Here is a 22,944-nt window from a genome sequence, read left to right on the forward strand (position 1 = left end):
GAAGCCATAGCGGCTTGAGCTAATAATGAAACAAATTGTAAGTTGCATAGATATTTATTTTAGTTCCAGAAGATATACCATATAAATAGCATAGAGGAAAAATGCCCTTTAACTGAATTTTTGCAACTGATGACAGAAAGTACGTAAAAGAAAATACTATTCCTTTTGGGAAAAGCTTACCTGGCAATTCATTTAATAATAATGTCTGAAGGACATAAACAATAATAGCCGCGGGTGAAACCCGTGGTAATATGGTATTGGTAATGCAACCCGAATAGGGTTGAACTTTTATCGTTTTCCTTGCTGCAGTAATATCATTTTATCATCAAGCACCTCTCCTTGAGGAGAGGACCGAGGTGAAGAGAATAACCCCTAATTTAAAATAATTCTATATTATCATAGTATAATTACTGAAATCATTTACCGGTAAGGAATACAAGCGATTTTTAAAATTAAAATACGTACAACGGTTGTGTGTACTAGTAAAGGAGGTGATTAGTAAAGTGCTAATTTATTGGATAAATGTTTGTATGGTAATTAACAATATAGTATTTTAAGAAGCAAATATTGACGGAAAACCCTCCCCGGCTGGTCATCAACCTACCTGTTTTAAGCGACCGGAATGGAAGAAGAGGCCGGAGAGGTGACCGCAATATATCATTAAATTTTTTTAAATATGGCTGTAAAATATAAAGTCATTCAACGAGGTCAACCGGGTGTAGCAGGCGGTGGAGAAAAAAAGTACTATGCCAACGCAGTTACAAACGGAGAACTAACTTTAGAGAAGTTAACCACACGAATTGAAAAAAACAGTACTGTGGGTGGCGCAGATATTAGGGCTGTTTTGTATGCAATGGTTGATCTAATGCGCGAAGAACTTGAAGATGGTGCAATTGTTCGCTTGGGCGATCTGGGAAGTTTGCGAATTAGCATTAGCAGTAAAGGTGAAGCCGAAGAAAAGGATGTAACTGCCAATTCGATTAAAGGGGCAAAATGCATTTTTACACCTGGTAGTTCGCTTAAGAAAATGCTGAATAATTTAACGTATGAAAAGACCGTTTAAAAAACACTTTAGCATTGATCTTAAAAAACGTGCTTATGTTTTAGCCAAAACATAACTACGTTTTACTAAAAACATGCTTACGTTTTTTAAAAACATAAGCATGTTTTTTTTATTCCTTAATTGCATTTGATTATCAATTACTTACAAAGCCTGAAAAATGACTATAGAAATCACCTCAAAAATCTTTAAAAACTCATTGAATAAAGCAACTAAAAAACCGAAATATTACCCTTCTGTTGCGCATGCTAAAAAGATAGAATTTGAAAAGCTTTGCGATGATATTAGCTCCCAATCAAGTTTAAATGCTGTTCATATCCAGCATGTATTATTGGCCTTGAGATTTCAAATTGAAAATTATCTCGAAAATGGATATCGGGTAGAGTTACCCGGAATTGGGATTTTCTTTCCATCTGTAACCGGAGATCCTTCAAATACACCGGAAGAGGTAAATAAAAAAAAGATAAAAAACATAAAACTTCATTTCAGACCTGCCAACAACCTGAAAAAGGCATTACAGAGAGCTCCCTGTAAAATGGTTAGAAAAAAATAAGTTATTGAGAAATGTAAGCTTGTTGCACCCGAATGGCTTCGGTTGTTTACAAGCTTATTACCTGTAAAGATGTGTATAACTTATTATTTACATGATAAATGCCTCTAATCCCAAACCACCTATATAACAATAAAAGACACATAAGTATGTATTTATAATATGTTTGTTATTGAAATACAAAATTATACCATTTATCTTCTGTTTTACTTCGTTAAACTAAAAACGCAATGGTTTATTAGCATAATACCCGTATTGTGCTATTTTTGTAAACGCTAATTTTTAACCAAATACTATGAATCAGTATTTCTCACCTATCTGCTTATTTCCTTCAACCATGTGGGTCAATTGCTTAATCGTTTATAAACGTATTTTTTTAAATAAACGACTATAAGTAATTAAAACGATTTTATAGCATATATACAGGTGTTTACAAAAGAATAGGAAGTAATGGTAGATATATAGTAGTTGTAAACAATTGCAAGAAACACCCTGCATATGAGAAACAAGATTATAATTTTAGGAATGATTTTTTCAAATTTGATTACAAGCTGTTCAACTGGACAGAAAAAAGTACCAGGCGGAAAATTAAACGATGAACAAATACTATTTGAATATGGGATTTATTACACTCCTGATTCCCACAAGACAAAATCAGATGTAATAGAATTATTACAAAAGAATTATCCCGATTTTGAAATAATTGATTCTGTTCCAAATCCTGAGAATGTAAAAGGTTCTCAAATTGTAATTAAGGAAATTATAAATGTAAAGGAAGAGTTTGCTGCTCCCGACATTGATTTTCTTAGACATTGCAGTCGTGGATTAAGCGATGAGCAAAAGGAGATTTTACAAACATCTGATTTCGTAATACTTCTTGACTTTTTATGTATTGAGGATAGATTGATTTCAACCATGAAAAATGCAAATGAGTTAATTACGGAACTGACTATAAACGATAATGATATAATTTGGGATTCCGAAACAAGAGAATGTTTCACGAAGGACTTCTGGATTGAAAATAGAATGATTCAGGATAATTCGATAAATGTGAGCAAGCAAATTACAATACATCTTTATCCGAAGAATGATTATTGTAGAGCAATCACTTTAGGAATGTTAAAATTCGGTTTACCTGACATTTGTATTGAAAATTTATCGTGTCATAGTAATCAAAGTGTTGCAAGCTTGATAAATCTAACAGCACAGACTCTTCTTGACAAAAAAACTATTGCTAAAAAAGGAAAGTTATTAATTGACATTGAAGCACTTTCAAATCAAGAATTAAAGACCGATTTGCTTAATTCACTTGAAGAGAAAGCAGAGAAAAAAGCGGAAATTAATTTAAAACAAGGAATTTGGGAGGAAGGTGACCCACAAAATAGAATAATGGAAATTGGATTTCCAAAGAATAATCCACAGATTAAACAAGACGAATTAATAGCAAAGGTTTTTGGTTCAAAAGACGAAGTAACATATTTAAGCCATGATGATGAATTAATTGCAGCAAGTGAAAAAGCAAAGGAAAAAATTCCAGAACTATATGATAAATTTTCAAAGGGGTTGCCTGTTGGCACTCATTTGTTAATTAAGTTCCCATTTGAAAATGTTGCAGGTGAAAGAGAATGGATGTGGGTTGAAATTGTGAAGTGGACTGATAAAGAAATAAAAGGACTTCTTCAAAATGACCCACAAATAGTGAAGTCTTTAAAAGCTGGACAAGAAGTGACAAAAAATATAGATGATATGTTTGATTATATTTTATATTTTCCTGATGGAATACAAGAAGGGAATGAAACTGGAAAGATTATATCAAGACAGTATGAATAAGCAACAGTTTACAACACGCAATATACGTAAGCTGGGCGATGTAGCCAATTTAAGCCTTTGTGCATTTATTCAAAATCTCATCGGTTTGATAAGTTTGAGCTCCGAAATCACAGCCTCCGCATATTGCCACCGTTGTGCTTCATACTAAAAGAGACCGAATATAATCCAAATTGACAGGAAATAAAAATGAGAAGTAGAATTAAAGTAAGACAAACTGAAATAAAAGAAAAAGCCCTCGCTTCGCATTTTTTAAAATTTCTCTGCCAACCCACATTTGGCACATTTACAAAGTCACACAGGCTACCACACACCCTAAACTTAGTAAAAGAGCCAAGTTTTGCCAACACCCTAAAACGGGAATATCAAATGAAATAGCTGTATGATTGAAACAAGTATAAATAGTAATTTTTTGGATTTGTTCCATCTAATAATTGAGGATTATGAATTAGATAATTCCAATAGGCTGAACGTATTTACTCTTAAAATGCAAAATAATAGATTTGCATACAATGACTTGGTGGATTTGCTTGGAAACAATTTATACTACTTTGCTCTTTCAAGGACTGAAATACAAAAACTTATAGATAATAACCAGTTTGATACTCTGATTAAGAGAACAAAAAATAAATTCAGAGATTACACATCTAACGAAGGGGAACTTGGTGAAGTAATGCTGTACTGCCTTCTTGAAGCACATTTGAATGCTCCAAAAATTTTGACAAAATTAGAATTAAAAACAGCAAACAATGATTATGTAAAAGGTGCCGACGGTGTTCATTTATTAAAACTCGATGATGAAAATTATCAGCTAATATTTGGAGAAGCCAAATTAGATTCAGACTTAAAACAAGGTGTATATGATGCCTTTGGGTCAATATCAAAACTATTGAAAGACGACAATAAGAAACTTGACTTCGAATTTGATTTGGTCAATAGCCAGCTAATAAAAGAGGTTTATGATGAAAAGCAATATGAAAAATTGAAAAGTATTTTGTTGCCTAGTGCGAAAACAGATGAAACTTATTTAGATTATTCATTTGGTATTTTCTTGGGCTTTGAAGCAAAAATAACGGATGAAGAAATGAAGCTTTCTAATCCTGAATTTAGAAAACAAATTAAAGAGCGAATAAAAAAAGAGGTTTTGGATATTATTAGTTCTTTTAATTTTCAAATAAGAAAGGAAGAATTTACAGGATATCAATTTTACATTTATATCATCCCCTTTTCCGACTTAGCTAAAAAGCGTAAGGAAATTATAAAAGACCTGACGGTATGACAATTATTGAAAAACTCACAGAGGACATTTTAAATGATGAGTATTTCAACCAGCTTTTTAGAAAAAGCTCTTTGTTGTCCGCGTACAATCAGTTCAATATTTTAAATATTGATACTCTCTCCGAGAAAGAGTTGAAAGATATTTTAAGATATGCTGATATACTTTCAAACTCAACCAATTCGATAGCGAGAAATAAAGCGTATCAAATTATCACGTTTTTAAATACAAATTATTCTAATGACCCAATATATATGACTGTTTCTAAAGCAGTATATTCAAAACTTGGGAATTTTCCTGCAATTAAATACCTTGAGGAATATAATGAAAACAACTCCGAACTTCCTCTAAATCGCTTAATAGAAGTTGAGGCAAAGACACTAATACAGCAAGTACCAGGCAGTGACAAATTTACATTTACAGATGCTCAATTTGAATTGTTTTCAAGTTTAAGTAACTCAATTGAATACAGTTTTTCAGCGCCAACATCAATGGGCAAATCATTTATTATAAAGGCTTTCATTAAGAAAGTTATTAAAAATGTACCCCCTGAGAATCTAGTTGTTATTGTTCCTACTCGTGCCTTAATAAACCAGTTTGCAATTGACCTGAAAAGAGAATTGACAGAAGCGTTAGAAACGTATAAATACAGAGTTGTTACAAACTCAAGTGTAAGTGACCTGATTACTGAAGAACAGCATAACTATATTTTCGTCCTTACACCAGAACGGTTGATTAGTTATCTATCTCAAGAGAATAATCCTTCAATAGGATTTTTATTTGTTGATGAAGCACACAAAATTGCAAGCAATAAGGATAGTCGAAGCGTAACATCTTATGCAGCAATTGAAAAGGCACTAAAAAAATATGGCAACATTAAATTATATTTTGCCTCACCAAACGTGTCTAATCCTGAAATATTTTTAAAATTATTTAATAGAAACAGCAATGGCAATTCGTATAAGACTAGTGAGTCTCCAGTTTCGCAGAATTTGTTTTTTGTAGATTTATTAAATAATAAAATTGACTACATCGCTGGAAATGATAATGTAGAAATGGAATCTGAAGAGTTCTTTTCTATTAATAATTCTATTGATGATTTAATAAAGAATATTGGTCGAGAAAAGAACAATTTGATTTACTGTAATAGTAAGAACAGAACAATAAACTACGCTTTTAACTATTCAAAATCATTAAACAAGATACCACCTAATGAACAAAGCAGTGATATAAAAAAAGCAATTAATCAAATCAAGGAATACATACATCCTGACTATTATCTTGCAAATTTATTAGAGTATAAAATAGCGTACCATTACGGAAAATTGCCACAACTGATAAGAAATTCCGTTGAAGAACTTTACCAAAACGGTGATGTAACAAATGTCTTTTGCACTTCGACCCTACTTGAAGGTGTAAATATGCCAACCCAAAATATTTTCATTCTCAACAACAAAAATGGTTCATCCAAATTAGAACCAATTGATTTTTGGAATTTGTCAGGGAGAGCAGGAAGGTTGTCAAAAGAGCTTTATGGTAATATTTACTGCGTTCAGCATTCAGATTGTGAATGGGAAAATAAAGAAATATTGCATAGAAATGCTATTGAGTTAAAACCTACAGTTTTAAATAGGATTGATAGAAATATTCAAAGAATTGAAAAATTACTTAGAGAACAAGAAATTTCAACTCCAAAAACTGAAAAAGAAATTTTACAGTATATCGCCAACATTATTAGCGTTGACACAATGGAACTTCAAGGCAATAGAGAGCCGAGTCCATTACTAAAAAAACTAATTGAAAAAAATAAAGAAACCATAATTGAATTGGCGAAATCAAAAGTTCAAGATTTTACAATTCCAGTTTCAATTCTTAATTCAAACCAATCAATCAATCTCTCAGTGCAGAATAAGGTTTTCAATGAATTATTGAAGAGACATAAGCGGGGTGTAAACATAAAACTTCCATCGATAAATCAACCAAAATTTTATAAAGTTTGTAAAAGAGTTTTAGATTATATGTTCGATTTGTATGAATGGAAAAATGCGGAAAAGAAATTAAATAACCCAAATAGCCTATCTTATTATGCTACAATAATGACCCAGTGGGTCAAAGGATTTAGTTTAAACCAGATTATTCAACAATCTATCGAATACCATAATAATACAAACAAAGAAATTATTCTGGACTATGATTATAACAATCCAATTGTTTTTAATCCTAGAGACAAAAGGCATATAAACTACGTGATTGAAAATGTGATTGAGGATATTGAATATATTTTACGCTTTTTGTTTGAGAAGTATTTTAATCATTATCATAGCATTGTTGTAAACCTACTTGGAGAAGAGAATGCTGGTGAAAATTGGGCTACTCTACTTGAATATGGTACTCAAAATAGAATTGTGATTGCTTTGCAAAATACTGGGATTTCAAGGCATACAGCAATAAAAGTATATGAAAAATGTAGAAACAGTGGATTAATCATTAGAGATAATAAACTTGAAAGAATTGACAAACAACTTGTTTTGCAAAAATTCAGAAAGACCTCAATGGAATATGATGAATTGATAAAAATATTATAGCCAACACACACTTGTAAGCACATTTGCAAGTCACACAATGCCACCGCGAGTCCAAAACCTGCAAAAGAGCTTCCAAGTCCCTGCCCTAGAAAAAGAGAAATTAAAAAAATGCCACACCGCACGAGTGGAAGATGAAATGAATGAATAAAGAAAATAAAGTACGAAAGCACAACAATATGTATAGTGCATAGCGGGCTTAGAGGATTATATTAATCATACCGACAAGGTATTAGAGTTTACTTTAAATCTGATAAATGATAAAAAATAAATGCCATATATACCGAGTACCTTTACTCACCGTAGTCACAAAAATAAAGCTTGGCGAAGTTTGTAACTTCGTCACTTATTAAAAGTAGTTTGCAACTGCTAAACAAAGCAATATAAGCAGGTAATAATAGTCAGAGACTACTTTGTATATCAATCGAAGTCACAGACTTTGCTTAGCAATGGCAACAAATTAATCCAGCAAAACGCAATCGCTTATTAAAAACGACATTACCTAAATGAAAGCAATAGTAAAAGATTATGGAGGCTCGTTGTTTCTGATTGTTTTAGGAATAGCAATGATTATTATAACGCGCAATCCTGAATCCTATTCACCTGAGAACACTGATTTTATTGATGGAGTACTTTCAGAAGATCCTAAAGAAGGAGTTCATGATGAAAGTGAAGATTATATAGGAGTCTGGGTAAAGGGATATGATAATTTTTACGAGTTTTCAAGCTGTTCTTATAATGATAGAATTGCTGCGGATGTTAAACAATTGAGAGCTGGTGACCAGATTTCATTTTACGCCAAAAAAGACAATTCATCAATTACCTTTCCATGGAAAGGAAAAAAGTACAAAACATATGGCATTTGTGATGCTTCGTCACCCAAAGTTGGTAAGATTATAAAATTCGAGCAATTTAATCGTTGCAATGATTTTCAGTCTAATGTAGTTATTCCCATATTAAGTGGTATTCTGATGTTGATGGGAGTATTTCAATTTATTCGACAGCAAAAAGACAGAGTGAATAAAAATGAAATTAGCTCTTTACAGATGGGGCGATTAAAAAATACAGATGAAATAATAAAACTACGGCCCGACAGACTAACATTTGTTTTAAGAAACAGCTATTTCTCATTTTTCCTTATTGGTTTCGGATTGTTTTTTAATTATCCATTTGATTTAAATGACATACATACAATTGGAGCAATAATGATTTTATGTGGACTTTATATGTTATTCCACTATAGATTGATACATGATAAGATCAATTATATGATTGATTCGTCTGGCATCCATATTACAAAGATTTCGGTATTATTTCAAAGCGAGATGAATGTAATTAGATACAACTCAATTAAAGAGGTTATATATAGACAAGCATTTTATGAATCCGGAAAGAATGTTGGAACTATTCTAATAGATAACGGAGATACCAATAGTGATGGAGAAAAAGTTTATAGTAGAATTATTGGAGTTGAGAACTATAAAGAAATAGCCAGATTAATTTTAGAGAGAGCAGATTTGAACCAATAATAGCGACCAATATGCTGAAAATAAAGCTAGGCTTGACGCAAGTGCAATACGAGTTACTTTTTTTAGCCAAGGTGGTAGAGAGGCATTAGCAAACCCGTTACAAACAAAAGGAGATAATGTTATGAATATGAATAAATTAATTATTGCAATTTTAGTTATAGCCACAACTTCTTGCTCTAACGGCAAACTAACCAAACTTTCGATTAACTGTTTATGCAGTGTTTCAGAACACTTTGTTGCAAGTACTGACGAAGAGGATAATCATACAAAAGAATTTTCCTTCACTAATAGTAAGCTGTTTGACTATGGTGTTGCCAAGGAAGACTTTGCATTAAGTTCTGCCATATTAATAAAAAATGAATTTGAAATAGATTCAGCTTCGGTTATAAAAATTAGTCTTGTTACAGAAAATGGAAACAAGAAGAAAACCAAATCCTTTACCTATGAGCAAGAGCGTATTGAACAACTCTCTCTTAAATATTATGAAATAGAGACTTTAATTAATGAATTCGTTAGAAACATTTATGCGAATAATTTTTCAGAATGTAGAAAACTAACTGATATTCAAATTGAAGAAGAAGAATTTAATTCAATTATGAGTCAAGTATTAGAGTGGCTTGAAAAAGAATATATTGACACCAGAATTGTTGGTTATTCTATAAGTGAATTAGGATATGAAATAAATGGAGGTGTTTGGACAACAAATGAAATACTTAATCTTTTTACAATGACCCTTAAAGAAGCTGATGACGGATTGAAGATAATTGCTTTCAATTTCTAAAAATTTACAACTGCCCATTATTCACCGCAGTCACAAAAATAAAGTTTGGCGAAGTTTGTAACTTCGTCACTTATTAAAAGTAGTTTGCAACTACTAAACAAAGCAATATAAGCAGTTAATGATAGTCAGAGACCACTTTGTATCAATCGAAAACACAAATTCGTTTAGCAATGAGGTACGGCTCATTAATATAAAGTTAACCAACATCAACCTTTAACCCGATAAATGCAATGAACCAACTTAAAACCTTATTTAGTTCCAATATCCCGATGGATTGCCATATTCTAAAAGGAAGATTAGAATGTGAGAGCATTGATTGTTTTGTTTTTGATGAAAACATCGTTTGGCTGAATCCTTTTAGAGCCGTTGCCATTGGAGGAGTAAAACTAAAGGTTCCCTCTGATCAACTGGAGCTTGCACGTAAAATATTACTACACATAAAAAAAGGCTTTTTGTTCGACGAAGAAGGAGGGTACCCAATTACAGAAGCCTTGCAATCGGAATATGATAAACAGCAAGATGTATTGCGAATCAAATCAGAAATTCGTTCTCAACCCTCATTGCTTGATGCACCGGACGAAATTAAATCAACTATTCTTAGTCGTGATGAAATAGATTTATTGCTGGTTGCAGAAAAAGAATTTCAAACCTTGTCAAAGCAAAAATTCCAATTTGTCTGGAAAGATTTCCTTTCGGAATTATTAGATTTTGACGGGAATGTATTTGAATACCTGAGGCCTAAGCCTGTTGAATATTTTCAGGATAAGGAGTTGGTAGAAAACTACCAATCATACGATGCTTCGGGTGTAGATATACCTTGCCCCAATTGTCAATCGCATAATACAAGTAAGGGATATGCCATTGATTATAAATGGGATTTCTTGTATTTATTTTTATCTCTGTTGTTAGTCATACCATTTCCCCTGATACGAAAAAAAACACATTGTTTTAATTGTGGTTATGATTTTAAAAACTAAAGAACTTTCTTTATTAAAATTAGTTGTAATACAGAATAGTGAGATGAAAAATGCTTTGGAGGTGAAAATGCAAATTGGCACTGTCGATCTTTGCTAAAAAGAAAACAGCATGAGCTGGATTATAATTCTTTTATTAATGCCCAATATTTTGAAGACGATTTATACCCTCAACTAACCTTTAAAGTGGAAGACAAGGAGAAAGGATAAAATCCAATATGCTTGATATTTTAATTCAAGATTCAAACGAACCGATTTATTCTAAAATGGTTATAAGAACAGAATGGGTAAAAAGGAAGTAGAGACATATTATCCCAAAAGCAAAACAGATTGGCGAAACTGGCTAGAGAAAAATCATCAGTTGAAAAAAGCTGTATGCCTTATTTTTTATAAAACATCAACAAATGCTCCATCCATTAGCTGGAGTGAAGCGGTTGATGAGGCGCTTTGCTTTGGATGGATAGATAGCACGAAAAAGACTCTTGATAAAGAGAGGTATATGCAATATTTTACAAGAAGAAAGCCAAACAGTAATTGGTCAAAAGTAAACAAAGAAAAAGTAACCAAACTCATTCAAAACAACCAAATGTCAAAGGCCGGATATGATAGTATAGAAACGGCTAAACAAAATCGGTCATGGACAATATTAGATGAAGTAGAAGCGCTTAAAATTCCGGATGATTTAATTGAGCAATTGAAAAAATATAACAATGCTATCGAATACTTTGATAGTTTAAGTAAGTCTAATAAAAAGATATTGTTGCATTGGATAGTTTCTGCCAAGAGACCTGAAACCAGAAAAAGTAGGATTAACGAAATTGCTAAATCGGCCAGTCAAAGTCTAAAACCAAAACAATTTCGATAAAAACTAAGGGTGGCTTACAATATCTTGTATTTCTGCTAAAAATTATAATTAAAAAAGGCACTTATCAAATGGAATACTTGGGTTCTTGTTTATGCAAAGGAATTAAATTTAAAGTTGCAGGTGATTTTGAGAGTTTTTATTTATGCCATTGCAGATATTGCAGGAAAGATACCGGTGCTGCTCATGCTGCAAATTTATTTTTCACAACAGCTAAGCTTGAATGGATAAAAACGGAAACTGAAATGAAAATATTTCAACCACATAAAAGCAATCATGTGAAAGCCTTTTGTACTAATTGTGGTTCAGCTCTGCCCAATTTACAAATGGACGGTAAACTGTTAGTAGTTCCGGCAGGATGTTTAGATACAACATTAGCAATACGACCTAATGCACATATTTTTATCTCAAACAAAGCAAGTTGGGATGATTCGTTGGAAGAAATAAATACATTTGAACGTTTCCCGGAATAAGAAAAATTTGCTGCGGTTGTATAAAAAACATGGCGCATGCTAGTAATATAAAGGGTATAGAATGCTCAAACCGGATAGCGACTCGCTAAGTTTAAAGTCCTTATTCGCATTTGGCAAATCCACAATCAGTTAATTACAATTAAAAATGAAACTATATACTATTTGCAAAGATTGTAAGAAAGAAATTGGAATATGGACTTGGGCTACGGATCGTGTAGAATTAAAAATGAACCATGGACAAGACATGCAGCTTCATTGTAATCATTGTAAAAAGACTAACGATTATTTAATAGAAGACTTAAAAGCCAAAGACAACCAAATTGCAATATTGATTGGTATAACGGTATTTATTATTGGGACACCAACCCTTTTAATTTTTTTGTGGGATTACATATGGCAATCCGGATTATATGCTGTATTTGGACTAGTTGCGATTATAGGAATTCCAAGTCTTATTTATTCCGTAATTAGCAAAAATGACCTTGACAGAGTTAGAAATTTTAACAGAAGCTAATCGACTTTGAATAAAGTAGGAATGAATAATTAAATAGAAAAAACTAACTACAACGTAAGAAGAAAATACCTGCCAGGGCGCTGACGCTATAGAGAAAAAGCATTCTGCATAAAATTAACAAATGAGAATTTTGATTTTAAAATATGTATTTAGACATTTGTCTAAATATAGAAATGAATTAAATGAATATTGTTTTTAAAGCATTAAATGATCAGACTCGTAGAAGCATTCTTGATATGCTTAAAGAAAAAGATATGTCAGCTGGAGAGATTGCAGACCAATTTGAATTTTCCCGCGCGACAATATCTCATCATTTAGAACTTTTGTATCATGCCGATTTAGTATCAAGTGTCAAGAAAGGACAATTCATTATTTATTCTATTAATACAACAGTTCTCAATGAGATTTCAAAATGGATTGTCGAATTAATTGATAATAAAAATGAAAACAAAAAGTAATTTTAAGAAAGAAATACCAATTTTAGTAGTCGTCCTGCTTCCTTTATTATTCATCCTGTTAGGAAACGATTATTTAAATAAGGTAGTTGAAATTAATTGGATTCAACCTAAACTGATTCCAATAAGGACATTGATCTCAATATTTATTGGAGTAAGTATATTGATATATGGACTTATGCTATTTGTTCAAAGGATAGACCCTAAAAAAAAGAATTACGAAGCTTTTGAATCTTCATTTTATAAGATCCGATTCATAGTTTCATTATTTATGACAGCTATAACTGGACTATTTGTTGCTTCAAATATTGGAATTGTTATTGATGAGCTTAAAATTTTACGAATCTCAACCTTCGTGTTATTAGCAGTAATTGGAAACTATTTATATAGTGTTAAACCAAACTGGTTTATTGGATTTAGAACTCCATGGACACTTGATAATGAGAATGTATGGAGAAAGACGCATCATTTTGGAGCAAAAATTATTGTTGGATTCAGTATAATTGGGCTAATTGTATCTATGATTCCGCAAAAAGAGGGTATCAGTTTGATTGTTTTTTTTAGTATCATTATGATAATGGTAATGATACCGATAATCTATTCATATTTTTTGCATAAAATATTGACAAATAAATAGCTACAGTCTACCGGAAATGCATGACTAAGTTTGCTCGTCCTGACACCTTTGTCAAGCACAATATTTAAAACGAACTGAAAGCTGTATATGATTGCTTAAATATTTTGGAAATATTACAATTAAAGAGAAGGTTCCATGCAGAACAAATTAGTAGACTATTTTTCAAGAATATCACCACTTTCAAAAGAAGAGGCGGACGCCATTGCTGAAAGTATGCAAACGAAGAAATTCAAGAAGGGTGACTTCCTGATTGAAGAAGGTCAGATCTCAACCAAAACCTATTTTATTCTGGAAGGTTGTGTCAGAGAATATATTCTTACTGATGGAGAAGAAAAAACGACTAATTTCTTTACCGAAGAACAATGGGCTATTTCATTAAACAGCTTTACCCCACAAAATGCATCAAAGCACAATTGGATTTGTGCAGAAAATACCTTGGTGGTGGAAGGAGACGAGCAGCAAGGGCAGGCCCTTTTCAAGCGCTTTCCCCGGTTTGAAACAATTTCCAGAACCATAATGGAAGCTGCCTTTGCCGAACAAAAAGAAGCATTGACCTCTTATTATACCGATTCGCCTGAGCAACGTTACTTGAAACTTATGAAATCGAGGCCCGACTTATTCCAGCGAATCCCCCAATATCATCTGGCAAGTTATATTGGCGTGACTCCCGAATCACTAAGTAGAATAAGAAGACGTATTGCCTCGGCATTGGACTAATATTATGATGCCGTTGCATCCAAATTTTTAAGCATCTCCAGGAATTTTGTTTTCCCAATCTTTCCAACAGCGTAATCAATTACATTTCCTTCGGGATCAGTAAAAATGGTTACAGGTGTTCCACCAACTTTATAGAGTTTAACAAGCTCTTTTGCATAGGGGGCATCAACATTAATCATTACCGGTATAATTTGTGAGTTGATGGCTTTCATCACTTCCTTATCCGCAAAAACTTCTCGCTTCATAATGCGGCAAGGTACGCACCACTCGCCGGTAAAAAAGAGTAGCATGTTTTTACCGGAATCGTTGGAAAGTTCCCGAGCCGAGTCAATATTATCGGCCCAGTGCACATCATTGGAAGGTACATAAAATGAATACCCTGCATAAGTCAGAGAAAGCACAAGGAAAGAAAGCCAGAACCATCGCCAGAATGGATGCGACTTCGTTTTTTTACTCTTGGGAGAGTTGTTTGATGGATTCGAGTATCTTTTCATAGTGTAGGTTAATCTTTATTGCTTCTTCAGAATTTTAACAATTCTATTGTTGATGATTTCTGATAAGTTCCAATTGTATAATTTAGGATCAGTTGTACTATAAAACTCAACAATTACAGCATCAATATCTTTGTGGTATTTTGCAAAACTTTGGTATCCCGGAACCCAACCTGCATGTTCATACTTATAAACAGAAGAATATATTTCCTGTTCCCCCGGTGCAAACAATGATCCCTGCCTACCGGGCAGGCTGGCTTCATTTAATGCCCGCACAAAAGTGCCCACGTCTTCAGCAGTTGCTAACATGCCATGTTCGTCAGCCTTTAAATCAAAGGGGTGCCCAACATGATAGCCACTCATCACATCGTCAATATTCACTTCGCTAATCGAACCGAAGGTGTGATTAAGATGTAATGGATTTAGAATTTCTTCCTGAATGAATTGAAAGTTGCTATAACCTAATGCATCATCCATTATCTTATTAATTAAAAGATAATTGGTATTACAATATTCGTAGTCTTCGCCAGGTTCAAAATTGGCCGGTTGATCCAGTATCAATGCAAGGCTTTCTTCATAGGTTTGGGTTGGGTTTGCCCAAAAATTAGTAGCATCAGTAAAATTGGGTATACCACTTCTATGCTGTATCATCAACCGTAAAGTAATTTCTTCAGCATAAGCAATTCTTCCCACCAGTTCCGGTAAATAATCAGCTATGGTTTTATCCAGCGAAAGTCGCCCGTCACTTACTAATTTGGTGACAGCCACAGCATCATATAGCTTACTAATGCTGGCAATTTTAAATAATGCGTGCGGATTGGCAGGTATCTGGGATTCCCGATTATGCCAGCCGGAAGCAAAGTACTGAGGTGGTTTGCCGGCCTGATCTATATAAACAATCATTCCATCAAAGCCATGATCAATGGCTTCGTCTAACTGCTCCTGAACAGTATCAGGCAGCGGAAGTATCCAGGCTTTTACCAATAACCATGGAACAAAAAATAAGGAGGATATTGATGCAACTATAAAAGCTATTCTCAGAATTCGTTTTATATTTTTCTTTGTCATAATTCAATACTTTAATCAAAAGTGATCTTTACAATTTTTCTTTTAGTGCTTTTCGCCAAAAGTAAATGCCAAAAACAGAAGTCACTATTGCAAACATAACTCCGTATTCGCCCAACCAATATTCAGTTCCTTCGCTTTTAATGGTTAATTCAGGCAGTATTTTTTGAATATACACATTGCTTACGGCATGAAATAGTACAGCCGGCCATAAACTATTGGATTTAAAAGTGTAGTAGGTCATCATAAATGACATAGATATAATCACAACATAAAACGAAGCTAGTTCCACGAACACATTTTCGCCATAATATACAATTACCGGCCAGTGCCAGGTAGCCCAAATAACTCCACTGAAAACAGAAACACCGGTAAAGGAAAGTACTTTTCTTAATTCATAAATAAAAAATCCCCGCCATCCGATTTCTTCACCTAAAGTTGTTGCTGCTGACCGAATTACTTCAACGGTTCCAAGTAAGATAACAGCAATGATTACTATCGATGTTGAGTTTAAGGTTCCTATTCCAATCAAACCAATATCTTTAGCCCATACTGTAATTGTTTCTTTATTGGCTAATTCTCCTAAACCAAATATCCAGATTAGCACATAAGTGATGATACCATACAAGGCAGGAACAAAATAAGAGAGTCGGATATATTTCCATTTTCCCCAATTCCAATGCAGGGATGATATGGGGCGTTTTTTTATCCTCAATGTAATTATTGCAGCTATGGCCGGACACCACATCAAAGCTCCAATGTATATCCGTGAAGGGTACAAATTCACTATTGCATAATGAAAAAGCGAACTTAATACCGTGACAATGGCAAGGAAAATTATAATTGTTTTCCAGGCTTCTTTACGTTCTGATAGAGTTTCAAGTGTCATGTTTTATTGTTTGTTTCTTTTTAGAAGCTTACTTAGGCAAAATTGGTTATAGAGAATTCCAACTTCATTGACTTGGGTTAAGAAATGAAAACCATGAATATGAATTTATTTAATTGATAAGCGATGAAGAAACAAGCTGAAATGACTAGTGTATGAATTAATGCCCGCACCATCCATGATAATTTTGAATAATTAATTTTTGCATATTCTCCTATAATTACACAAAGTGCCATGAATAGAAACCATTGAGTCAGGAGCAGACTAAATTTCCATTTTAGTACCATCACCGCCAGATCGTGAATAAATCCGCATGCAATAAAAGTTATTATTAGCGATAATGAGGAGGGAAGGATCTGTTTAAGAGGTTTGAAAATATACTTCCCCAGGTAATATCCCCATATGGGATTCCAGTATTGCCAAAATTTCGCAAAGGTTTCTGCACCTAACGATCGATATAGCATATTTCGAAGGGAATCACTGGCCCCCAGAGGCATACCATTTCTTTTTTCTACGTACTCAGATAAATTCATATTTTAGGTTTGTGGCTCAATTTTATATGGTAATTATCACATTACCTCTTTTGTGGCCTCTCTCCACATATTTATGTGCTTCGGTCATTTCTTCTAAAGGATATATGCTATCAATAACAGGCTTAATCTTCTCTTGTTCAGCTAACGTTTTTAAATTAAGAAAAGCATCTTTGGGAGTTAAAGGAGTTCCATGATCAATGGAAATGTATTTACCATTTTGTGTAAGTGCTTTCTTGCTTTTCTTTTTCAAGTCTGAGGATTTAGAATTTCCAACAGCATCGATTACATATTTATAGGATTTCAGTTTCGAAGCAGCATTTTTTGCAGTGTAATCGATTATCTCATCACTACCTAAAGACTTTACTAATTCAAAGTTTCGACTACTGCAAACACTCGTAACATGGGCCCCGGCAAGCTTTGCCAATTGTATTGCCATGGTGCCAATACTTCCCGACGCTCCATAAATTAAAACTTTGTCGCCGCTGTTTATGCTTGTCTTTTTTAATAAATGCGAAGCAAGTAAACCGCCGTACGGAATAGCTGCTACTTCCTCAAAACTTTTATTTGTTGGTTTAATGGCAATATTCCAATCTTCGGGCAGGCAAATATATTCGGCATAAGAACCAAAATGGCGTTTGGTTGGTGAAACAGAGCCATAAGCAAATACTTCATCACCAATGTTAAAAGAGGAGACATCTTTTCCGATACTTTCAATAACACCTGAGGTAACCATTCCTAAAATTGGATTTCTAGGTTTATTAAAGCCAAATATTAATTGCACTATAAATCGGGCAACAGGGCCTGCCTTTAATCCACGTATAAGAACATCGCTGGTAGTTACTGAAGTAGCTTTTATCTTAATTAGCACTTCATTGTTTTTGGGAGTTGGCTTTTTTACTTCTGTCAATACCAGATTTTCAGCATCACCGTATTTTAAACATTTAATTGCTTTCATTATTTTTCATTTTAATGATGGTATCAAAATTACCAAAGGTGTATTCTGGTTTCATTGACTTGAGATAAGAAATGAAGGTGTTCTTTAATTTGAAAGTCAAGTTATATCGGGTGAAATAATGTCAACCTATCTGCAACATTCCATATCTTAAATCTGTTAGCCTTCTGTAACAAACCTGTATATAACAGTTAAATACATCGTGTATGGAATCAGCAATAACACAAAAGAAAGCTCCTGTTTGGTTTTGGATTTTAGCAGTATTATTACTGTTATGGAATATTATGGGAGTAGTATCGTTTTTTATGCATGCATTTATTTCCGATGAAGCCTTGGCTAAACTACCCGAAAACGAAAGAGCCTTGTATGCAGAGTATCCATTCTGGAGCACTATCCTTTTTGCCATAGCTGTGTTGGGTGGTTTATTAGGATCAATAGCAATGGTGGCACGAAAGAAAGCGGCTGTGTTCTTATTCATTATTTCTTTTTTGGTTGTTGTTCCGCAAATGATTCATAACGTGTTTTTCACCCAATCCATAGCGGTGTATGGTCTTCTTCAGGCTACATTAATGCCCATTCTGGTAGTGCTTATTGGGGCTTTTCTGATATGGTTTTCCATTTTTTCTAAAAATAAAAACTGGTTGAAGTAATGAAATATAAAGCTACAACACCAGAGGAGTATATTAGTCAGGTACCCGAAGATCGAAAAAGCGTATTGCAGAAGTTACGGGCTGTTATTAAAGAGAATCTTTCTGAAGGATTTGAAGAAGGAATCAATTACGGCATGATAGGTTATTATGTTCCGCATAGTATTTATCCCAATGGTTATCATTGTGCCCCGGAACTGCCTTTGCCCTTTATGAGTATTGCCTCGCAAAAGAGTTCCATCAACCTTTATCACAGTGGAATTTATGCTGATAAAGAGCTGTACGAATGGTTCGTTGCTGAATATCCGAAATACACATCGCGTAAGTTAGATATGGGAAAAAGCTGTATCCGTTTTAAAAAAATGGATGAAATACCCTATGAGTTAATTGGGGAGCTTTGCTCAAAAATGTCAGCTAAAGAATGGATTGATTTATATGAGAGAAGTATCAAAAAATAAGTCTTTAACAGGCATTAATTTTTATAGCAAAGTAAAATTGTATTATTGCATTAAAATAGCAGATTAGATTTGTGTAAGCTGCATCTTGTTTGTAAAAACCATAACCCTTAAACAATGAAGAAGAATAGAAGTAAACTGGTTGTTAGAATTTTATTGGCTGTTGGAACACTTACCTCATTTTACTTTGTACCATGGCCTATTGTAACGGCATGGATAAAGCCCTTGCCGGATACCATTCAGCAACAGGTTAATGCAGCTACCGATATGGGTTTCGATGGTATAATTGTATATGTTGATGAAGCTGGGAAGGAGCCGGGCTTTTACGCTGCCGGATATAAAAACCGGGAAAACAAAACTCCTGCCGATCCTCATTCCTTATTTAAAATTGCGAGTGTTAGTAAACTTTATACGGCTGTTTCTATCGCCAAGCTCGTGAACAGCGGACATCTAACTTTAGACAGTACGCTGGCTTTTTACTTTCCTGAATTAAATGGCCGAATAGAAAATGCAGATAGAATAACCGTGAGAATGATGGTTCAACACCGTAGCGGAATTCCTAATTATACAGATACCAAAAATTATTGGGTTCATCCAAAACAAAACGACAAAGAACGATTGGATTTGGTACTTGATTTACCTGCAAACTTTGAGCCCAATACCGATTTTGAGTATAGTAATACCAATTATTTATTACTCTCCATGTTAATCGAAAAAGTATCGGGAGTAAGTAAATTTCAGTATGTCAAAGAAAATATCTTAGAACCTCTCGGGCTTAAGAATACTTATGGCTCCATTAAAGACGTTGATTTAGATGATGTGATGAGTGGCTATTATGTTGGCTATGAAAACGATCTGAAAACAGATGATAATGGTGTTATGTTGGCAACCGCCCAGGACTTGGGTACATTCTTAAGAGCTTTAAATGATGGTTCGGTATTTAAAGACCAAAAAGAGCAAGAGATTTATTCGTCTATTTACCGATATGATCATACGGGATTAATACCCGGTTATCAAACCATTGCCAGATATTATAAAGATATTGATACAGTAGTCATTCAGTTTACGAATACAGTAAATTTTAATGGTTACAACTGGAGTCTCTCTGAAATTAATTTTAATCGTATTGTTAAAATACTAAGGGAAAAATAAACTGGTGTAGAGTAGGGAATAGTAATCAGCTTAACCGAATTATAAAGATCACTTTTACCGATTGCTTAAAGAAAGGAAGATATTGTTGTAACGTTTACTTTGAAATGAGGATAATTTCATATATCAGTAATTAAATATAAATGTTTATATTGTGGTGTAAATCTGTTAGATTTTAGATGTATGAAACCATTTACCTTACTAACCTTTTTATTACTTATGGGCGTTGAGCATGTAGTTGCGCAAAGTAATTATTCCTTTCAATTGGATAGTATCTCCATAGCCAATAGTTTTCAGAAACCCTCAGGTTTAGACTGTAGAATTGAATACAATAGCAATTTACCTGAATTGCTAAGTCAGCTTAAAGAAAGTACTATAGAAAAGCAAAAACAGGTACTATCACTCGAAAAAGATAGAAGCAATGGAGTTGAACACTCTATGCCTTGCTACCAGCCTGAAGGAGATTATCCTGCTTTGATATTTCAGCCTGATACAACCATTAAATATTCCTTATTGATTAAGGATAAGTAAGATCGTTTCAATTAAATGCCAGATTAACAATAGCAAGGATCCAATTTAATTGTGATCATCCCAAATAACATAAACCCAAATCAGTTATGACCAGACAAGAGCAACTTGAGTTTTGCAAAAAATGCAAAAACCGAAAGAGTGACATTAATCAAGGTATTATTTGTAGTTTAACCGGTGCTAAAGCCGATTTTGAAGAATCGTGTAAGGATTTTGAAGGAGATCCGTATTTATCTACCACAGCAACCTATGAAAATACCGATATGTCGATCCAACCCGAATTCCAACATTTGGATGATGCGGCATTAAATACACTTAAATCACATCAGGATTTTTATTATGCCATCATAGGTGGCTTGCTGGCCAGTATTATCAGTGGGGTTTTATGGGCAATGTTTACCGTTGCTACCCAGCATCAGATTGGATACATGGCTATTGGAGTAGGACTGTTGGTAGGATTTGCTGTCCGGTTTTTTGGCGCCGGTATTGATATGAAATTTGGTATTTTGGGTGCAAGCTTATCATTATTGGGCTGTTTAATGGGTAATTTATTTACTCAAGTAGGTTTTTATGCCCAGGAGGTTTCCATTCCTTATTTCGAGGTGCTTACTTACTTAACACCAAGATTGATTGTTGATGTTTTGGTAGAGGCTTTTTCGCCAATTGATATTTTGTTTTACGGTATTGCTTTGGTGGAAGGATACAAATTGTCATTCCGCAAAGTATCACCCCTTACATTAAAAGAATTGAAAGAGGGAGTTGTTGATGCAGTTCCTCCAATGGCAAAATTACGTATGCCTTTAGTCGTTATATCGGTGTTGGTTATTGGATTTACTGTTTTTAAGCTGAGAAAGGGAGTTAGTGGATTCAGAACTTATTATTACGAGTCGGGGCAAAAGATGTCGGAAGGTACACTTAATAATAGTAAGGAGGAAGGTAAATGGACTTACTGGTATGAGAATGGCAACAAACAATTGGTTGGTCATTTTACTAAGGGAAATCCGGATAGTCTTTGGCAGTGGTATAACGAGTCGGGTAAGCTGATAAAAGAAGGAACTTATAAGAATGGTTTAGAAGATGGTATTTGGATGAATTACTATGAAAATGGAGTTAAAACTGATTCGGGCTTGTATGTAAATGGTCGAATGGAAGGGATATGGAAAAACTGGAATGAGTCAGGACAACTGGTGCAAGTGGGTAATTTTACCAGAGACAAGCAGGATGGCATCTGGAAGGTGTATCATGATAATGGTAATTTACTTAGCGAAGGCATGATGAAAGAAGGAATCGCTTCGGGCTTGTGGACTACTTATTTTGAAGATGGAAAGGTTGAAAGCAAGATTGTTTATGAATCAGAGAATAAGATGATTGTACAGGATGTTTGGGATGCTTCAGGTAATCAGTTGGTGAAAGAGGGGAATGGTACCTACCAGACATACTCAAACAGGGGTGTATTACTGGGCCAAGGAAAAGTGAAAGATGGCTTACGCACAGGAGAGTGGAATATCTTTTACGAAAATGGGGCAAAAAAGGAAAAAGGTATATATGAAGGAGAAATACTTCGCCTTGATCAGGCCTGGTATCCTGATGGAAAAGTAATGATTCAGGGTGGTAATGGTAACTATGAATCGTTTTATGCTGATGGTAAAAAGTTGATGGAGTCGGGTAAAATGGTTAATGGTTTGCGACAAGGAATCTGGCTAACTTACTATGAAACCAATCAAGCCATTTTCCAGGAGAGTTCCTATGTCAATGGGCATCTGACTGGCGAAGTAAAATTTTACTATGAATCGGGCCAATTGTTTTCAAGCGGCAGAATGAATAATGACTTACGTGAAGGTGAATGGATCTGGTTCTATGAGGACGGTGAAAAGCAATCGGAGGTTAGTTATGTAAATGATAAAAAAGAAGGAAAACAAATTATGTGGAGTGAAGTAGGAGAAAAAGCCAAAGAAGAATATTATGAGAATGGAGAGTTAATTGAAGAGAAAATTTTATAGA

The 22,944-nt window shown here is 33.9% G+C and carries 24 protein-coding genes; 19 read left to right on the forward strand and 5 right to left on the reverse strand.

The window, feature by feature from the left end; genetic code table 11:
* The first annotated feature begins 676 nt into the window (after positions 1–676).
* The 14 genes from KEM10_RS12980 (at position 677) to KEM10_RS13045 (ending at position 14,237) form a co-directional block, all read left to right on the forward strand.
* Positions 677–1,063, forward strand: a complete 387-nt coding sequence (locus KEM10_RS12980; RefSeq protein WP_212216445.1) for an HU family DNA-binding protein — start codon at positions 677–679, stop codon at positions 1,061–1,063.
* A 157-nt stretch (positions 1,064–1,220) separates the two neighbouring features.
* The gene (locus tag KEM10_RS12985) at positions 1,221–1,613 is read left to right on the forward strand and encodes an HU family DNA-binding protein (protein ID WP_212216446.1); all 393 of its coding nucleotides are present in this window, start codon (positions 1,221–1,223) and stop codon (positions 1,611–1,613) included.
* Positions 1,614–2,108: 495 nt separating this feature from the next.
* Complete coding sequence (locus tag KEM10_RS12990) at positions 2,109–3,440, forward strand: DUF2314 domain-containing protein (RefSeq protein WP_212216447.1); 1,332 nt, start codon at positions 2,109–2,111, stop codon at positions 3,438–3,440.
* 379 nt (positions 3,441–3,819) lie between these two features.
* Positions 3,820–4,716, forward strand: a complete 897-nt coding sequence (locus KEM10_RS12995) for a HamA C-terminal domain-containing protein (RefSeq protein ID WP_212216448.1) — start codon at positions 3,820–3,822, stop codon at positions 4,714–4,716.
* A complete protein-coding gene (locus KEM10_RS13000; RefSeq protein ID WP_212216449.1) occupies positions 4,713–7,298 on the forward strand; it encodes a DEAD/DEAH box helicase in 2,586 nt (861 codons plus the stop codon). Before KEM10_RS12995 ends, KEM10_RS13000 begins: the two co-directional genes overlap by 4 nt.
* Positions 7,299–7,801: 503 nt before the next feature.
* Positions 7,802–8,824 carry a PH domain-containing protein gene (locus KEM10_RS13005; RefSeq protein WP_212216450.1) on the forward strand — a complete coding sequence of 341 codons (1,023 nt, stop codon included), beginning with the start codon at positions 7,802–7,804 and terminating at the stop codon, positions 8,822–8,824.
* Positions 8,825–8,951: 127 nt separating this feature from the next.
* Complete coding sequence (locus KEM10_RS13010; protein WP_212216451.1) at positions 8,952–9,605, forward strand: hypothetical protein; 654 nt, start codon at positions 8,952–8,954, stop codon at positions 9,603–9,605.
* A 230-nt stretch (positions 9,606–9,835) separates the two neighbouring features.
* Positions 9,836–10,582, forward strand: a complete 747-nt coding sequence (locus tag KEM10_RS13015) for a putative signal transducing protein (RefSeq protein WP_212216452.1) — start codon at positions 9,836–9,838, stop codon at positions 10,580–10,582.
* A gap of 280 nt (positions 10,583–10,862) precedes the next feature.
* Entirely contained in the window at positions 10,863–11,444 is a 582-nt protein-coding gene (locus KEM10_RS13020) for a YdeI/OmpD-associated family protein (protein WP_212216453.1), read from the forward strand.
* Positions 11,445–11,512: 68 nt separating this feature from the next.
* Positions 11,513–11,914 carry a GFA family protein gene (locus tag KEM10_RS13025; RefSeq protein ID WP_212216454.1) on the forward strand — a complete coding sequence of 134 codons (402 nt, stop codon included), beginning with the start codon at positions 11,513–11,515 and terminating at the stop codon, positions 11,912–11,914.
* 145 nt (positions 11,915–12,059) lie between these two features.
* Positions 12,060–12,428: a hypothetical protein gene (locus tag KEM10_RS13030; protein WP_212216455.1), complete on the forward strand. Its 369-nt coding sequence runs from the start codon at positions 12,060–12,062 to the stop codon at positions 12,426–12,428.
* 182 nt (positions 12,429–12,610) lie between these two features.
* A complete protein-coding gene (locus tag KEM10_RS13035) occupies positions 12,611–12,886 on the forward strand; it encodes an autorepressor SdpR family transcription factor (protein ID WP_212216456.1) in 276 nt (91 codons plus the stop codon).
* Positions 12,870–13,520: an SdpI family protein gene (locus KEM10_RS13040; RefSeq protein WP_212216457.1), complete on the forward strand. Its 651-nt coding sequence runs from the start codon at positions 12,870–12,872 to the stop codon at positions 13,518–13,520. The genes KEM10_RS13035 and KEM10_RS13040 overlap by 17 nt, the downstream gene beginning before the upstream one ends.
* 135 nt (positions 13,521–13,655) lie before the next feature.
* Positions 13,656–14,237: a Crp/Fnr family transcriptional regulator gene (locus tag KEM10_RS13045; protein ID WP_212216458.1), complete on the forward strand. Its 582-nt coding sequence runs from the start codon at positions 13,656–13,658 to the stop codon at positions 14,235–14,237.
* 2 nt (positions 14,238–14,239) lie between these two features.
* Here the strand turns inward: KEM10_RS13045 and KEM10_RS13050 are convergent, their stop codons facing one another.
* From KEM10_RS13050 to KEM10_RS13070, 5 genes are all read right to left on the reverse strand, one after another.
* Positions 14,240–14,731: a thioredoxin family protein gene (locus tag KEM10_RS13050; RefSeq protein WP_212216459.1), complete on the reverse strand. Its 492-nt coding sequence runs from the start codon at positions 14,729–14,731 to the stop codon at positions 14,240–14,242.
* A gap of 15 nt (positions 14,732–14,746) precedes the next feature.
* Positions 14,747–15,796 (reverse strand): serine hydrolase domain-containing protein, encoded by a 1,050-nt coding sequence (locus tag KEM10_RS13055; RefSeq protein WP_212216460.1) that lies wholly within the window; start codon positions 15,794–15,796, stop codon positions 14,747–14,749.
* 28 nt (positions 15,797–15,824) lie between these two features.
* Complete coding sequence (locus KEM10_RS13060; protein WP_212216461.1) at positions 15,825–16,682, reverse strand: CPBP family intramembrane glutamic endopeptidase; 858 nt, start codon at positions 16,680–16,682, stop codon at positions 15,825–15,827.
* Positions 16,683–16,759: 77 nt separating this feature from the next.
* Complete coding sequence (locus KEM10_RS13065) at positions 16,760–17,212, reverse strand: MBOAT family O-acyltransferase (RefSeq protein WP_212216462.1); 453 nt, start codon at positions 17,210–17,212, stop codon at positions 16,760–16,762.
* A 22-nt stretch (positions 17,213–17,234) separates the two neighbouring features.
* Complete coding sequence (locus KEM10_RS13070) at positions 17,235–18,167, reverse strand: NAD(P)-dependent alcohol dehydrogenase (RefSeq protein ID WP_212216463.1); 933 nt, start codon at positions 18,165–18,167, stop codon at positions 17,235–17,237.
* Between the two features lie 203 nt (positions 18,168–18,370).
* Between KEM10_RS13070 and KEM10_RS13075 the strand changes: the two genes are divergently transcribed.
* The 5 genes from KEM10_RS13075 to KEM10_RS13095 all read left to right on the forward strand — a co-directional run bounded on the left by KEM10_RS13075 (position 18,371) and on the right by KEM10_RS13095 (position 22,943).
* Positions 18,371–18,814, forward strand: coding sequence for a hypothetical protein (locus KEM10_RS13075; protein WP_212216464.1), 444 nt, complete (start codon positions 18,371–18,373; stop codon positions 18,812–18,814).
* The gene (locus KEM10_RS13080; protein WP_212216465.1) at positions 18,814–19,269 is read left to right on the forward strand and encodes a DUF1801 domain-containing protein; all 456 of its coding nucleotides are present in this window, start codon (positions 18,814–18,816) and stop codon (positions 19,267–19,269) included. Before KEM10_RS13075 ends, KEM10_RS13080 begins: the two co-directional genes overlap by 1 nt.
* A 114-nt stretch (positions 19,270–19,383) precedes the next feature.
* Positions 19,384–20,418: a serine hydrolase domain-containing protein gene (locus KEM10_RS13085; protein ID WP_212216466.1), complete on the forward strand. Its 1,035-nt coding sequence runs from the start codon at positions 19,384–19,386 to the stop codon at positions 20,416–20,418.
* A 180-nt stretch (positions 20,419–20,598) separates the two neighbouring features.
* On the forward strand, positions 20,599–20,946 hold the full coding sequence (locus tag KEM10_RS13090) for a hypothetical protein (RefSeq protein ID WP_212216467.1): 348 nt from the start codon (positions 20,599–20,601) through the stop codon (positions 20,944–20,946).
* A gap of 86 nt (positions 20,947–21,032) precedes the next feature.
* Positions 21,033–22,943, forward strand: coding sequence for a toxin-antitoxin system YwqK family antitoxin (locus KEM10_RS13095; protein WP_212216468.1), 1,911 nt, complete (start codon positions 21,033–21,035; stop codon positions 22,941–22,943).
* Position 22,944 lies beyond the last annotated feature (1 nt).

Source organism: Carboxylicivirga linearis (assembly GCF_018271995.1).
In the GTDB taxonomy this organism is placed as follows: Bacteria; Bacteroidota; Bacteroidia; order Bacteroidales; family Marinilabiliaceae; genus Carboxylicivirga; species Carboxylicivirga linearis.